The organism is uncultured Haliea sp. (assembly GCF_963973825.1).
Classification (GTDB): domain Bacteria; phylum Pseudomonadota; class Gammaproteobacteria; order Pseudomonadales; family Halieaceae; genus Haliea.
Map to the genome: position 1 here is coordinate 60393 of NZ_CAXBAE010000005.1, position 15312 is coordinate 75704.

13 protein-coding genes are annotated in these 15312 nt (G+C 62.0%); 7 read left to right on the forward strand and 6 right to left on the reverse strand.

The window, feature by feature from the left end:
* Window positions 1-42: 42 nt before the first annotated feature.
* The 4 genes from AACZ17_RS07850 to AACZ17_RS07865 are packed head-to-tail and all read right to left on the reverse strand — an operon-like array spanning window position 43 to window position 5582.
* On the reverse strand, window positions 43-1938 hold the full coding sequence (locus AACZ17_RS07850; protein WP_290745017.1) for a TonB-dependent receptor: 1896 nt from the start codon (window positions 1936-1938) through the stop codon (window positions 43-45).
* A complete protein-coding gene (locus tag AACZ17_RS07855) occupies window positions 1931-3022 on the reverse strand; it encodes a Gfo/Idh/MocA family oxidoreductase (protein ID WP_290745020.1) in 1092 nt (363 codons plus the stop codon). The genes AACZ17_RS07850 and AACZ17_RS07855 overlap by 8 nt, the downstream gene beginning before the upstream one ends.
* Window positions 3023-3032: 10 nt before the next feature.
* Window positions 3033-4400: a divalent metal cation transporter gene (locus AACZ17_RS07860; RefSeq protein WP_290745022.1), complete on the reverse strand. Its 1368-nt coding sequence runs from the start codon at window positions 4398-4400 to the stop codon at window positions 3033-3035.
* Window positions 4401-4427: 27 nt separating this feature from the next.
* The gene (locus AACZ17_RS07865) at window positions 4428-5582 is read right to left on the reverse strand and encodes a Gfo/Idh/MocA family oxidoreductase (protein ID WP_290745025.1); all 1155 of its coding nucleotides are present in this window, start codon (window positions 5580-5582) and stop codon (window positions 4428-4430) included.
* A 179-nt stretch (window positions 5583-5761) separates the two neighbouring features.
* Here AACZ17_RS07865 and uxuA point away from each other — a divergent pair, with 179 nt between their 5' ends.
* Window positions 5762-6961, forward strand: coding sequence for a mannonate dehydratase (gene uxuA / locus AACZ17_RS07870; RefSeq protein WP_290745027.1), 1200 nt, complete (start codon window positions 5762-5764; stop codon window positions 6959-6961).
* On the opposite strand, the gene AACZ17_RS07875 is transcribed toward uxuA, so the two are convergent.
* Complete coding sequence (locus AACZ17_RS07875; protein WP_290745030.1) at window positions 6909-7832, reverse strand: sugar kinase; 924 nt, start codon at window positions 7830-7832, stop codon at window positions 6909-6911. The genes uxuA and AACZ17_RS07875 overlap by 53 nt on opposite strands.
* 170 nt (window positions 7833-8002) lie before the next feature.
* Here AACZ17_RS07875 and AACZ17_RS07880 point away from each other — a divergent pair, with 170 nt between their 5' ends.
* The 6 genes from AACZ17_RS07880 (at window position 8003) to AACZ17_RS07905 (ending at window position 14923) form a co-directional block, all read left to right on the forward strand.
* Window positions 8003-8692 (forward strand): FadR/GntR family transcriptional regulator, encoded by a 690-nt coding sequence (locus tag AACZ17_RS07880; protein WP_290745033.1) that lies wholly within the window; start codon window positions 8003-8005, stop codon window positions 8690-8692.
* A gap of 27 nt (window positions 8693-8719) precedes the next feature.
* A complete protein-coding gene (gene uxaC / locus AACZ17_RS07885; protein WP_290745199.1) occupies window positions 8720-10123 on the forward strand; it encodes a glucuronate isomerase in 1404 nt (467 codons plus the stop codon).
* Window positions 10124-10132: 9 nt separating this feature from the next.
* Entirely contained in the window at window positions 10133-11593 is a 1461-nt protein-coding gene (locus AACZ17_RS07890; protein WP_290745036.1) for a mannitol dehydrogenase family protein, read from the forward strand.
* Between the two features lie 128 nt (window positions 11594-11721).
* Window positions 11722-13329, forward strand: coding sequence for an ABC-F family ATPase (locus AACZ17_RS07895; protein ID WP_290745037.1), 1608 nt, complete (start codon window positions 11722-11724; stop codon window positions 13327-13329).
* Between the two features lie 47 nt (window positions 13330-13376).
* Entirely contained in the window at window positions 13377-13589 is a 213-nt protein-coding gene (locus tag AACZ17_RS07900) for an RNA-binding S4 domain-containing protein (protein WP_290745040.1), read from the forward strand.
* An 83-nt stretch (window positions 13590-13672) separates the two neighbouring features.
* Window positions 13673-14923 (forward strand): aromatic ring-hydroxylating dioxygenase subunit alpha, encoded by a 1251-nt coding sequence (locus tag AACZ17_RS07905; protein WP_290745043.1) that lies wholly within the window; start codon window positions 13673-13675, stop codon window positions 14921-14923.
* Here the strand turns inward: AACZ17_RS07905 and AACZ17_RS07910 are convergent.
* Window positions 14920-15192, reverse strand: a complete 273-nt coding sequence (locus AACZ17_RS07910) for a hypothetical protein (RefSeq protein ID WP_290745045.1) — start codon at window positions 15190-15192, stop codon at window positions 14920-14922. The genes AACZ17_RS07905 and AACZ17_RS07910 overlap by 4 nt on opposite strands.
* Window positions 15193-15312: the final 120 nt, after the last annotated feature.

A 15312-nucleotide genomic window follows, 5' to 3' on the forward strand; every position in this document is an offset into this window, starting at 1 on the left:
GACCCATATCGTATTATTGGTTTCCGCTCTGCCTGCGGCGTGTCACGCGCCCAAGCGCCAAACCAGTGCCACGCGCACGGTCCGACCCGCTGCGGGAAAGCCAACCGCCGTTTGATAGCGCTCATCCAGCAGGTTGTCGATGGCAAGTTCGGCGCTCAGTGCTGGCCTTGCGCGCCAGTGGACACGCCAATCAAGGCGCTGGTAATCATCGAGCGTACTCACCACCGTCTGCCCCGTATGCAGAGAGGCGGCGGGGACCTCGCCATTCCACTCCAGATTGAACCCCGTGCGCCAGCGCGGCAGGAACGCCCAATCCAGCCAGGCGCCCCCCTTCCACTCCGGGCGCCCGAGTAGCGCGGTATCCTCACCGACAACGTCGATATCTGTGTAGGTCGCATGCACTTGCAGCGAAACGCGCTCATGCGGCGTCCAGTTGAGCAGCCATTCCACCCCACGGCTCTCTACCTCGCGCCGGTTCACGTTGGTGAACGCCTCTGGATCGAAATCGATCAGGCCCTGATACTGGTTAACAAACCCCGTTGCGGTAACACGCAGGGATGCAAGTGCCTGCCATTCAAGACCCAGGTCCCAGGCATCAACCGTCTCCGGCATCAGGTCAGGGTTCCCCACCAGCGCGTGCCCCAGGGCGAAAAAGCTGGGCAATTTGAAGCCCTGCCCCCAGTTTACGAGCACAGTCAGCGAGGGCGACACCATATAGCGGGCCCCCAGCCGTGTTGTGTTCTCGGCCGCGAAGCCATCTGGCTCATCACGGCGCAGGCTCGCCTGCAGCAGCAGGGCACTCACCGGTCGCACCCGCAGATCCACGAACGCGCCGGTCGTGCTGCGTGAGAGCGCGTAGTCCGTTGGCAACCTCACGCCAACGTCCAGGTAGCCCTCACTGTCACCGCGCTCATCGCGATAATCGGCGCCAACGCTGACAGCATGGGCTTCTGACAAGGTAAACGTGTTCACCCAGTTCAACTGGTCGCGCGTGAACTCCGTGTCGCTGCCATTGGGCGGCACGTTGGTGTAGGGCGCTACACCGGGCGAGCGATAGTCTTCCGACTGGGTAAAGTGGCTGCCCGCGATCCGGCTCTGCCACATGTCACTGAACTGCGCATCCCAGACCAACGCCGCGGTGGTGTTGCGAAAGTCCGCACGATCCAGCGCGTCGCTGGTGGCGAACAGCGGGCCGCCGCTCTGCTCCGGGTAACTGCGGCGCTCACCCTCCCTGTGGCTCAGCTGCAAGCCCAGGTCGTGATTCGCATGCGGCTGCCAGCGCGCTCGCAAGCCGGCGCTGTCCAGGTCGCGTTCGCTGCCCGCCACTGCTTCCGCGCCGTTGCGCGAGCTCAAATCGAGCGCGACACCCAGATCACCCGCGGTCACAGCCGAGGTGAAGCTGATGTCCCGAAACCCCCGCTCTCCCAGCTCCGCGCGCAGCGTTGGCAACCGGGGTTCACGGGGGTCGCGGCTGATAATATTGATCACGCCACCCATGGCATCCGAGCCGTATACCGCCGATTGCGGACCGCGCACGATCTCGATACGTTCGATGGTCGCCGGATTGATATTGCCGATATCGTGACTGCCGCCACGTGAATTGGTCGGGTCATTCAGCGCCACACCGTCCAGCAGCACCTGCGTGAAATTCGCCTCCCCGCCGCGGATCGACACCGAGGTCAGGCCACCGCCGCCACCCTGCTCTTCCACCAGCACGCCGGGCACGGTGCGCAGCACATCGCCGAGCTGCTGCTTGTTCAGGCGCTGTAGATCAACGGCATCCATCACCGTCGTGGAGGCGGTCAGTTCCGACAAGGGCGATGGCACATAGCTCCCGGTGACCACAATGGTTTCCAGCTCCTCTGCCGCGACGGCGCAGGACAGGCTCGCCGCGACGACCAGGGCCCCGGCCTGACGTCTGCTTACACGCTCAGACATGATTCACAGCTCCGCGCTGCTCGGCCCAGCGCTGTGCCTGCATGCTCAACTCTGCGGCCCGCAGCGCATGCTCCTGCAGCATGGCGTGCTCGCTGCGGTGCAGACAGTCGAGAATAAGCTGGCCGAAAAACGGAAAGCCGGTTTGCCCGAGACACTCTTCCGCAGTTTCACCTTCGGCGTTGACCAGAATCAGTTTCGACGCCGGCGCCTGTGCCGTAACGTCCAGATACTTGCGCAGTTCCAGGGTACCCTCGGTGCCGACGATGAAAGTGCGACCGTCACCCCAGGTGCGCAGGCCTTCCGGGGTGTACCAGTCAACGCGACAATAGAATGATGCACCGTTGTCACCGGTCATCGACACTTCACCGAAGTCCTCCAACCCCGGCTTATCCGGATGACTGAAGTTGGCAACACGGGCGTAGTTGATGGTGGCATCCTCGCAGCCGGCATAGGTGAGGAACTGCTCGACCTGATGGGAACCGATATCCGTGAGAATGCCGCCGTAGGCGGTCTTATCAAAGAACCAGTCTGGGCGGGTCGACCGGGAGAGGCGATGTGGCGCCAGGTTGAGAACCTGCAGCACCCGGCCGATAGCGCCAGAAGCAATCAGCTCACCCGCGCGCCAGGCGGCATCGTTGTGCAGGCGCTCGGCGTAGTACACCGCGTACTTGCCGCCGGTTCGCGCCAGCACATCCTTTACCTGTGCCAGCTGCTCAAGGGTGGTGAACGGGGATTTATCGGTGAAATAATCCTTACCCGCCTCCAACACGCGAATCCCCACTGCCGAACGCCTGCAGGGAACGGCCGCCGCACACACCAGCCGTATTTCAGGGTCATCCAGAATATCTTCAAAGCGATCCACCGCGCGGGCCTCCGGGTAGGTCGCAAGAAACTTCTGCAGTCGACCGGGATCGGGGTCATACACCGCTTTCAACGTTGCCCCCGCATCGCGCAAGCCGTTCACCTGACCGTAGATATGCCCGTGATCCAGAAATGCTGCGGCGATGACGAATTCGCCGCTGTCGACAACCCGCCTGGCACTGCCCGTTGGCGCGTAACCCGCGCCGTCCCTGATGTTAACCAAAACCTGCTCCCTAGAAGACGTTCAACGCAATCCCGGTGCTGTACACAACGCTCGCCAGAACCGCCAGGATGCACAGCAGCATCGCGCTATTGTAACCAACTGCGCGCAGGCCGCGGGGGCGGTCAGCACCGAGATAGGCGCGCTTGTTGTTGAGCAACAGCCAGCCTACGTAGGCGATGGGCAATAAAAACCCGCAAATTGCCGAGGTCGGCAGCACCACATAGGCGCCCATGGTTGACCAGAGGAAAACACCGAGCACCGCCGGCGTGGGCAATAACAGCGCCAGCCTGTAGCGCCTCGAGTGAAAGCTCCAGCCGAACAGTTCTGCGGCGGCAGCGCCACAGCACAGCATGTGCATCACCAGTGAGCCGACGGCCATGCCCAGCACGCCTAAGGCGAACACCAGGCGGCCCGTTACGGGCCCCATGCCGGCATCGACAAACATCTGGCCCGCCTGCGCCGGGCTGAGTTTGCCCTGGATATTCAGCTCGCTGCCATGAAACGCTGCCGCGGCTGCAATGGCCACCAGGCTGGTGACGAGGATATAGGGCAGCACCAGACCCAGAACAATGTCGTAGCGCGCCAGCTCGCGGTGCTCCCGCCCCCAGCCGCGCTCCAGCAGCGTGTAGCCGTATACGAAGGTCATATTGATACCCACGGCCGTGCCGAGCGCTGCCATGACCGTGGTTACGCCCGCGGTGTCATTGGGCAGCGAGCGCGGCACAAACCCGGCCATGGCCGCCCCCCAGTCCACCTGCCCATTGAAAGACGCCGTGGCAACCACCCAGGCGAACGCCAGCACGATCATGGACGTGAGCAACTTGATTGCGGTTTCGAAGATCCGCACAGGACGGCCCCCCGCGCCATAGTTCCATGCGGTAAATGCGCACATCGCCCACACCAGCAGCGCCAGCAAGAACAGGAACCCTTCCCGCAGGCGACTGTCTGCGCTGTCCTGCAGGCTGAAGCCGGTACCCACCGCGATGATTTCCTCCAGCATGCCGGCGCTCAGCGGATAGTGGGAAAACCCCCAAATCACGCTGGATGCCAGAGCAGCTGCTGCCCACGCCCAGGCGAGGCCTCTGTTCACATGACCGCGCATGGCGCGATAGGGGCGCTCGCCGGTGCTCAAGGTCTGGTAGGACAGCGCAAACAGCATGATGCAGCCGATCAGCATGGAGGCAGGTTGCACCCACAGCAGTTCGTAGCCGTAGACGGCGCCAATGGTCAGCGAAGTAATGGCACTACCTCCCCCCAGCGTCATTGCGCCCTGCAGCCAGCCGGGCCCACTCATCCGCAAATAGACCGGTATGCGGGCCAACAGCGGCTTCCCGGCAAGTGCCTGCAAGGTCTGGCTTTCCACACTCGGTACGGTCACGGGGCTTTCCTTCTTTATGGCGTGGGGCTAGCGGTACGAGCGGCTCATATCAACGCTGGCCTCAATGGCGGCCTTCTCGCGCAGGGTCGAATGCCGAATCTTTTCATCCAGAGCCGCCTGGTAGCGTGCCGCGTCAATGGGCAGGTCCACCGCCTCACCTGTCCACGCTGACAGCAAGATGGCGTTGGCCAGCGACAGCGATGCCAGGCCGTCTTCGGCGGGTGCAACCAACGCCTCGCCGTTGCGGATACCCTGCACAAAATTCGCCAGAATACGCGCATGCTGGTTGACCTGGCGGTCGGGTGTGATGTCAGTCGTCCGGCAGTCGGGCATGCCGAACATCTCACGGGTTTCATGGCTGTACACCGAGGTCGCCGGGGAGTTGCGTGTGTGCCAGAGGCGCTCGCCATCAAACAGCAGGCTGCCGCAGTCACCCACGATTTCCAGCCGATTGCTGCCCGGTGCCTCGCCGGTAGAGCCAATAAAAACACCGCTGGCCCCGTTCGCATACTCGAAAAAGGCCGTGGCCTCGTCTTCAACTTCAATGGCGTGATATCGACCGAAGCCACAAAACCCGGTTACGCGCTGCGGCATGCCGCAGAGCCACTGCAGAATATCCAGATTGTGTATGCACTGATTGAGCAACAGCCCGCCACCCTCTCCGCGCCATGTTGCGCGCCAGTCACTCACCTGAAAATACACGTCCGGGCGGAACCAGTTGGTCATATTCCACTGACAGCGGGTGATGGAGCCGAGCCCACCGTGTTGGAGGATGCCACGCATGGTGAGGAATAGCGGGTCGACACGCTGATTGAGCATCACGGCAAACACCTGCCCTGCACCGGCTGTCGCAAGCAGCTGCTCGCCCTCCTGCACCGAGAGCCCTATCGGTTTTTCCATCATCACATGCAGGCCGGCCTTGAGCGCATAGTCGCCCGCTTCCCGGTGCGTGAAGGTGGGGCTGGCAATCAGCACGGCGTCACACAACCCGGAATCGACCAGCTCCCGGTAGTCGCTGAAATGGGGCACCGCCAGTTCCGTGGCGATAGGGTGTGGCTGTCGGCTGCACACGGCGGCCACCCGACACGCGGGGACCTGACCGCCGACAATGTGCCTTATGTGCTGCTGGGCGATATTCCCCAGACCGATGATACCAAGGCGTACCTGCTGCGTAGAACTCATGACACCTCGCCTGATGGGCTTTTCGGACCACTGACTTGCCTCGCCCGGCCTGCTCGTGCAGACTGGGCATCTGGCAAGGTGGTAGGACCAATCTAGGGTCTCAATTGAAGCCCACCGTGTCAACAAATGTGCGTCTCCGGCAGGTAACCGGACAGATCCGACTGACAGGTAACTCGACTATGCAGGAAACATGGCGCTGGTTCGGCCCCAACGACCCAATCAGCCTTCAGAGCATCCGCCAGGCGGGCGCAACGGGCATTGTCACCTCGCTGCACCATATTCCTACCGGTGAAGCCTGGCCGCTGGCAGACGTGCTGGAACGCAAACAGCTGATTGAGGACGCCGGTCTGAACTGGGCTGTGGTCGAAAGCATTCCGCTGCACAATGACCTGAAAACGCGCACTGGCAATTACAGGCAGCTGCTTGAGAACTATCTGACCTCGATCCGCAACGTGGGTCTTGCCGGCATCAAGGCCGTTTGCTACAACTTCATGCCCGTTGTCGACTGGACCCGCACCAACCTCTCTTACACCCTGCCCAACGCCAGCCAGGCGTTGCGCTTTGAAATGACCGACTTCGCTGCCTACGACGTTTACCTGCTTGAGCGGCCCGGTGCCGAGAACGATTACGAGCCGGCCCTGCTTGAGCGTGCACGCACCCGCTTCGAAGCCATGAGTGAAACCGAGCGGGACCTGCTGGAAAAAAACATCATCGCGGGATTACCGGGCGGAGAAGGCTCGTACGATCGGGAGGGGGTGCGCCGGGCGATTGCGGAATTCATTGCGCTGGGAACAAACGGCATGCGCGAGAGCCTGCTGCACTTTCTACGCGCCGTCGTCCCCGTTGCAGAGGAAGTGGGCGTGCGCCTGTGCATCCACCCGGACGATCCGCCTTTTTCCCTGTTCGGCCTGCCGCGCGTGGTCTCCACGGCAGAGGACGCCCGCATCATCCTGTCCTCCGTGCCCAGCCCAAGCAATGGGTTGACGCTGTGTGCCGGCTCCTTTGGTGCCCGCGCAGACAACGACCTGATCGCTATCGCACGTGAATTCGGCGAACGCATCTACTTCGTGCATCTGCGCAACATACGGCGGGAATCTGATGGCTCTTTTTATGAATCCGACCACCTTGATGGTGACAACGACATGGTCGGCCTGATCAGCGCGCTGCTTGACGAAGAGGCGCGCCGCACGCGAGAGGGGCGCGCCGACCCGATTGCCATGCGTCCGGATCACGGTCACCTGATGGGGGATGAAATCGGCAAGCCGGGTGTAAACCCCGGCTATTCCTATACTGGAAGATTAAAAGGCCTGGCCGAATTGCGGGGTGTTACCCACGCCCTGACGGCGCTGCGCCGGTCAGCCGGGAACCCCGCGTCATGATTGCCCCCCGGTGCTGCACGACCTGTGCCGCCAGCTGTTGCGCCGCTGTCATGGAGGCGACCAGGGACGCGCCTTGAAGCCGCGCGGCGAGGTAGCCGGCGGCGAAGGCGTCTCCCGCACCGGTGGTATCTACCGCCTGCACAGCGGGCGCCTGCACCTCTTCTACGTCACCTCCCGCCGAAACCCCCCAGGCACTCAGAGCCGGCGTCTTGATGATCAGCTCATCCAGCTTGAAACGGCTGTAGAAAGCGCAGCACTGCTCCACCGTCGCCACCTGCCAGAGCAGGGTTTCATCTTCCAGCGTAGGCAGCACGACATCACACAGCGGCAGCACAGCGAGATAATGCTCGCGGGCCTCATCCAGCGAATGCCAGAGCCGCGCGCGCACATTGGGGTCGAAAACCACCCGACACCCTCTCGCCCGCAAGGCCCGCAAATACGTTTGCAGGTTATCGAAACCACTGCGGCACACCGCCAGGGTAATGCCGGAAAAATAAAAGACGTCAGCCGCGGGCAGCGGCGGCAGGCGGTCGAACAGTTGGCGCGCGGGGCTGGAATCCCGCCAGTAACTGAACTCCCGCTCGCCTGAGTCGGTGTTGCTTATGACGTACAAGCCGGGCTGCCGGCCCGGCACACGCCTTACGCTGGAGGCGTCAATGCCCTCAGCCGCAAGAAACCCGAGGATTTTCCCCGAAAACGCGTCGTCGCCCACCGCACTGAGATACTGCACGCACATCCCGGCCCGGGCCAAATAGACCGCTGTATTCAGCGTGTCTCCCGCAATATTCTGGGCGTAGAGGCCGGGCTCGCCGGCTGGCGCCAGCTCAATCATCGCCTCCCCGGCGCAGCAGATAGTGGTATGCCCCGACACAGGCCCTCCTTGCGTGATGTGACAGCAACCCCTTCGTCGGTATTGGTCCGGCCACTTTACCAGAAAAAGAGTCTGAGCTATTCTGCCCGGGCTGACAAGCGGTATGATCGCCTCCTGCGCACACGACATATTCATTGAGCGGTCACGCCAGACGGGCACGGAGGCAGAGCATGAAGATTCAGGCAGTCAAGGTTCAGCGACTGTACTTGCAGGTCGCCGATCAGCTGCGAGAGTTGATCAACAGCGGCTCGCCTGCGCCGGGCGAACGACTGCCCTCAGAACGCGATCTCGCCGAACAGTTCGGCGTGGGCCGGCCCACCATACGCGAAGCGATGATCGCGTTGGAAATTGCCGGTGTCGTGCAGATCCGCTCAGGGTCCGGCGTTTACGTGCTGAAACGCTCCGGGAACAATCTCGCGGCAGAGGAAGACCACGGCGCCGGGCCTTTCGAAATTCTGGAGGCACGCCTGCTTATTGAGGGCGAAGCCTGCGCACTGGCTGCCGAACGGCTTGATGCGCAACAGCTGGCACGCCTGGACACCCTGCTCCAGGACATGGAGCAGGAAAACCTCCAGCAGACGGTCACCGAGCGCGCCGACGAGGAATTCCACTGCCTGATTGCAGAGGCCGCGGGCAACAGTGCCATCGCCACCACCGTTCGCTGGCTCTGGAAACTGCGCAACGAGTCCGAGATCAGCACCCACTTTCACCAGCGGGTCCGGCAGGAGGGCAGCCGACCGATCATAGAGGATCACCGCAAAATTGTGGCGGCACTGAAGAAGCGGAACCCGGCCGCCGCACGCCGGGCCATGCGCAAACATCTCCAGCGCGTGATCGACTCCCTGCTGGAGCAACGTTAGGAAACCACTGTGTCAAACCCTCTGGTTATGCATCCGCAGCGACTCTTTGCCAGCTGTCCAACACAGCGTGCCATTGCCACCGAGCTGTACGAAGCCGTCCGCAGCCTGCCGATTATCAGCCCACACGGACACACCGACCCCCGCTGGTTTGCAGAGAATATGCCCTTCGCAAACCCGGCAGACCTGCTGATAAAACCCGACCACTATTTGCTGCGCATGCTCTACAGCCAGGGCATCGACCTGGAAACCCTGGGGCTGTCCTCCGCGGAGGCCGGGGATGGCCTTGCGAGTGCCGACCCCGAGCAGGTGTGGCAGGTTTTTGCGGCGCACTATCACCTGTTTCGAGGCACGCCAACGCGCCTGTGGATGGATCATGTGCTGGCCGAGGTTTTTGGTGTGGAGGAGCAACTCGGCGTCGACAGCAGCAGCCGCATCTATGCCAGCATCAGTAACCAACTGGGCAAGCCGGAGTTCCTGCCGCGAGCGCTGTTCGAGCGTTTCAATATCGAAGTACTCGCCACCACGGAATCCCCCCTCGACCCGCTCATCGCCCACCAGGCCCTGCAGGCTGACCCATGGCAGGGTCGCGTCATCACCGCATTCCGTCCCGATCCGGTCGTGGACCCCGACTACGAGGGCTTCGCGGGCAACGTACAGCAGCTGGCCGCGCTGTCGGGTGAAGACTGTGACACCTACGCCAGTTATCTGCGAGCCCTGCGAGAGCGGCGTGCTTTCTTCAAATCCATGGGTGCCACGTCAACCGATCACGGCCACCCGAGCGCGCACACAGAAGATCTGCAAGCCGCTGATTGCGAGCGCCTGTACCGCGCCGCCCTCAAGGGCGAACTCACGTCAGGGGACGCCGAGCGCTTTCGCGGCCAAATGCTGCTGGAAATGGCCCTGATGAGCATTGACGACGGACTCGTCATGCAGCTGCATCCCGGCGTCTATCGGAACCATAATCCCCAGCTGTTCACGCGCTTCGGGCGTGACAAAGGTGCCGACATTCCGCTGCCCGGGGAGTTTGTCCGGCAGCTGAAACCCCTGCTGGACCGCGTTGGCAACCGCAGTGACTTTACCCTGATACTCTTCACCCTGGACGAGACCACCTACGCCAGGGAGCTGGCACCTCTCGCGGGGCACTATCCCGCGCTGAAGCTCGGACCGGCCTGGTGGTTTCACGACAGCCCCGAGGGCATGCTGCGCTACCGGCAGCAAATCACCGAAACAGCCGGGTTCTACAATACGGTTGGCTTCAACGATGACACACGGGCCTTTCTCTCCATTCCGGCCCGACACGACGTTGCGCGACGCATCGATGCCCGGTTCCTCGCCCAGCTCGTCGCTGAACATCGTTTGCAGCTGGATGAGGCGCACCAGTTGATGCAGGACCTGACCTGCAATCTCGCGCGCGCCGCATACAAGCTATAAGGAACTGCCGTGAAGCGACTGTCTGTGGATACATGCCGTCTGCTGTCCAACGCAGTGCTGCGGCCCGACTACGACCGGACCACGCTGCGTCCCGGCATCCTCCATCTCGGCGTGGGCGCATTTCACCGTGCACACCAGGCTGTCTACACCGACACCGCATTGCAGCGCAGCGGCGGGGACTGGGGCATCATCGGTGTGAGCCTGCGCAGCGACAGTGTGGCACAGCAGCTCAATCCTCAGGACGGCCTGTACACCGTGCACAGTGAGGATGCCGATGGCGAGCAGACCCGTCTGGTGGGCTCAGTACTGGAGGTGCTGGTGGCACCGCAGGCAGCGGCCGCTGTTGACGCCTGGATGGCCGAGCCGTCGATCAGGATCATAACGCTCACGATTACCGAGAAAGGTTACTGCCTGGGTGCCGACGGCTGGTCACTCGACCTCGCGAACGCGCAGATCGTGCAGGACATGCAGGCTCCCGGGGCAGCACGCAGCGCCATCGGCGTGCTCGCACGGGGACTGCTGCAACGCTTCAATCATGGCGCCGCACCCCTCAGCATTGTCAGCTGCGACAATCTTACCGAGAACAGCGCTCGGCTGCGCCAAGTGCTACGGCAGTATCTGCAAGCCTGTCACCCCCACATCCTGCCCTGGCTCGATGAGTCCGTCGCCTTCCCCTGCTCCATGGTGGACCGCATCGTACCCGCCACCAGCGCCAGCCGTTTGAGCGAACAAGCCCGCCTGCTGGGTTTGCGGGATGAGGCTGCGATTGTCACCGAACCCTTCACGCAGTGGATTATCGAAAACAGCTTCGCCACCGAGATACCTGACTGGCCGTGCGCCGGTGCGCAGCTGGTCGCCGACGTGCGTCCCTTCGAGGCCGCCAAGCTGCGCCTGCTCAATGCCAGCCACTCCGCAATCGCCTACCTCGGGCTGCTCCTGGAAAAAGACACGGTCGCCGACTTTATGGCGGAGCATGCGCTGAAACAGTTTGTGCAGCGGTTGATGTCTGCAAACCTGATGCCGGCACTACGAGTCCCATCAGACTTTGACCTGGGCCACTACGCCGAACAACTCCAGCGCCGCTTCGAGAACCCCAGGCTGCATCACCGTTGTGCGCAAATTGCCATGGATGGCAGCGAGAAAATCCGCCAACGCTGGGTGGAGACCCTGGAAACGCTTCCTGGTGACTCCCTGCTGCTACGGGCGCTGGCCGGCTGGTGCTATCTGGTATTGGCAACCGACATTGAGCTTGACGATCCGCGACGAGGCGAGCTGCTTGCGCTACGCCGCAATACGGCCCCACTGGGCCAACGACTGCGCGAGTTACTGCGCTGCATCAATATCGACCGCGCTGACGATCCCGACTGGCAGGAACGTCTTGCTTGCCTTGAGCGTCACTATGCGAGCATTGCCGATGGCGGCATTCGATCGTTGCTGACCTTGCCGGCACCGGGGAGGCCCAACGCCTGACCGTACTCGGCAACTTGCCATACCTCGACAGCAGCCCCCCAAGCCCGTATAGTGCCGGCCCGCTGTACGCCACCGCATAGCCGCGCTGGTACATCCATTCCCCCTTGCACGCGCGCAGGAATACGCTCTTGATTACCACCGCGAATATCACCATGCAGTTCGGTGCCAAGCCGCTGTTTGAAAACATTTCCGCCAAGTTTGGTAACGGCCACCGCTATGGTCTGATCGGTGCCAACGGCTGCGGCAAATCCACTTTCATGAAGATCCTCAGCGGTGCGCTTGTCCCCACCGCGGGCAACGTATCGATCGAGCCCGGCTGCTCGGTGGGCATCCTGAACCAGGACCAGTTCGCCTTAGAGCACTACAGTGTGGTCGATGCCGTGATCATGGGTGATGTGGCGTTGTGGAAGGTAAAGCAGGAGCGCGAGCGCATCTACGCCCTGCCGGAAATGAGCGAGGAGGACGGCATGCGTGTGGCGGAGCTGGAGGTACAGTTCGCCGAAATGGACGGCTATACCGCGGAAAGTCGCGCCGGCGAACTGCTGCTGGAAGCGGGCATTGATGAATCCCTGCATTTCGGGCTGATGAAGCAGGTGGCACCGGGCTGGAAACTGCGAGTATTGCTGGCACAGGCACTGTTTGCCGACCCGGACATCCTGTTGCTGGACGAGCCGACCAACAACCTCGATATCCACAGCATCAACTGGCTGGCCGGCGTGCTGAACCAGCGCAAAAGCACCATGATCATCATTTCCCACGACCGCCACTTCCTGAACGCGGTGTGCACCCACATGGCGGATATCGATTACGGCGATTTGCGCATCTACCCCGGCAACTACGAGGCGTTTGTGGCTGCCTCCACCCTGATTCAGGACCAACTGCAAGCCGGTAACGCGAAAAAATCCGCGGAACTGGAAGAGCTGCAGAGCTTTGTGAATCGCTTCTCGGCGAATGCGTCCAAGGCCAAACAGGCCAGCTCACGCGCCAAGAAAATGGAGAAAATCAAGCTGGACGAGATCAAGCCCTCCAGCCGGGTGTCGCCCTACATCACCTTCAAACAACACAAGAAGCTGCATCGGCAGGCCCTGCTGCTGGAAGGGCTCGCACACGGCTTTGACGGCGCGCCGCTATTCAGCGGTGGACAGATGATTCTGGAAGCGGGTGCGCGCCTCGCCGTGATTGGCGAAAACGGTGCCGGCAAGACCACATTCCTGCGCTGCCTGCTGCAGGAGATCCAGGCCAACAGCGGCGCGGTAAAGTGGTCGGAAAATGCGGTCGTCGGCTATTGCCCGCAGGACAGCAGCGCCGATTTTGAGGGAGACCTCACCATCTTCGAATGGATGACCCAGTGGCGCATGCCACGGCACGACGACCTGGCAGTACGCGGTATGCTGGGCCGGCTACTCTTTACCGCCGACGATGCGAACAAAAAGGCCAGCGTGTGCTCGGGGGGCGAGAAAAACCGACTGATGTTCGGCAAGCTGATGATGATGGACAGCAACGTGCTGATCATGGATGAGCCGACGAACCACATGGACATGGAATCCATCGAGGCGCTGAACAAGGCGTTGGCCAACTACGACGGCACGCTGATCTTCGTCAGCCATGACCGGCAGTTCGTCTCCTCACTCGCGACTCGCGTGGTTGAAATCAAGGACCAGTCCCTGATCGACTTCCAGGGAACCTACGATGAGTATCTCTCCGACAGGGCCAGGGCAGAGGCCAGGGCCGCCTGAGCAATGCGGCGAGCCCTTCTTTCACGGCACAATCCACAGGCAAATGCATGAGAACCATCGATATCACCCGCGAACCGGTTGAGCTGTACAAGATCCTCAAATTCGAAGGGCTGGTGGCGACGGGGGGCGAGGCAAAACTGCTGATTGCCGACGGTCAGGTGCGCGTCAACGGCGAAACCGAAACCCGCCGACGGCGCAAAATGCACAGCGGCGATATGATCGAGTTTCGGGGCGAGCGCTTTACCTTGCATCTGGCATAATGGGCCCGGCGCACGTGGAGCACCTTCGCTAAGGGTCGACCCCGGCGCACACTTTTCGGGCCAGCAGTACCAGGGGGCAAACCGTGTCTCAACAACACCTGCAGCAATTGCGTCAGCTGATGGCCTACGAGGCCTCGCGGAATGCACCTCCCGCAGATTTCCCCCGGTTGCCCCCCCTGCCCTCGGCTCGCTACACCGATGCGGCCTTCCACGCCCTCGAACAGGACATCCTGTTTCGAAAAACCTGGCTACTGGCTGCGCATCTGGACGAAATCCCTGAACCCGGCTGCTTCCAGCGTTGGGATATCGCAGGTGCACCTGTGGTGTTGGTGCACGCTGATAACGGCGATATCCACGCGCTGATCAACCGCTGCAGTCATCGAGGCGCTCCGGTGGCCATGGACGAACGGGGCAAACGGAAGCGCCTCACCTGTCCCTACCACGGCTGGAGCTACAGCCATGAGGGCGAGCTGCTCGCGGTGCGTGAATCGCGGGACTTTGCTGCGCTGGATACCGAGGCACTGAGCTTGCAGCGCTTGCGCTGCGAGCGGCTAGGGAAGCTGATATTTGTCAATTTTGATCCTCAGGCGGTGAACCTGCGCGAAAGCCTTGGGGCACTCGTGGAGGAGTGGGCCGAGTTCGACCTGGACAACTGCCGTCTCTCCCGGCGTGATCGCTTCTCCGTGCGCTGCAACTGGAAGATCGCCATGGAGGCGAACCTCGAGGTCTACCATGTACCGAGCATTCACGGCAAAACCGTGAGCCCGGTGCTCGACGCCAGGCGCAATGTAAACAGCTTCTACCCCGGCGGCCACAGCAGAATGGTCGCCCCCATTCCCGAGGGGCACGCACAGCCGGCCTGGACGTCCAGGTGGCCGGACATTCCGACAGCGGGAGACATCGCCAGAACCTGCACACAGTCCTACAGCGTGTTCCCCAACCTGGTGATGCCGCTGAACCAGTTTGTGATACCCCCTATCCAGTTCTGGCCGGATGGTATCGACCAGTGCATTGTCGAGACCTGGACCATGGCACCGGACTGGGGGGCCGACACCGACCGCGGCCCCGACATGTGGACTGAGGATGACGGAGCACGGCCCAGCCGTGTCCTGCGCGAAGACATCGACATGTCAGAAGCCATTCAGGCAGCCCTGGACCCTCGATCAAACAGGGGCATTCCATTGAGCTACCAGGAGGCGCGTATTTATCACTGGCACCAGTCTGCCGACGCAGTCGTCGGCGCCGCGCAGATACCTGAGGGTCTCAGGGTGCAACCCGTTCTCGAAGACGCATGGCTGCACCCCAATGAACCACGCCTGCGCGGACCGGGCTAGTTCCTTGCACGCCAGCTCTGCCCGTCCTCCGGGTCAGCGATAATCTCCTTGCTCCTGGCACACACGGCTGCAACGCGCTCCGCAGACAGTTGAGTGTGGACAGCAATCGCTGTGGCGTGATGATGATCCGGCGCGCCCTCCTCTGCGGCATCGCGCAGGAACTGCAGAATAACGCCCTCCTGAATCTTGAACTTCACCCACCGGTACAAGGCCACGTGGGCGATGAGGGCCACCACGACGACCACGAAAACCACCGCTTGCGCACTCATCATTCACTCCAGAGCGTCATGTGACAGGGAACCCCTTTTACCGTTTCATCCATTCGCTGTATTGTAACGCCGTTAGTCATTCGGCGTTTCTTCAGGTCATCACTGAACCGTTTGCGGCGT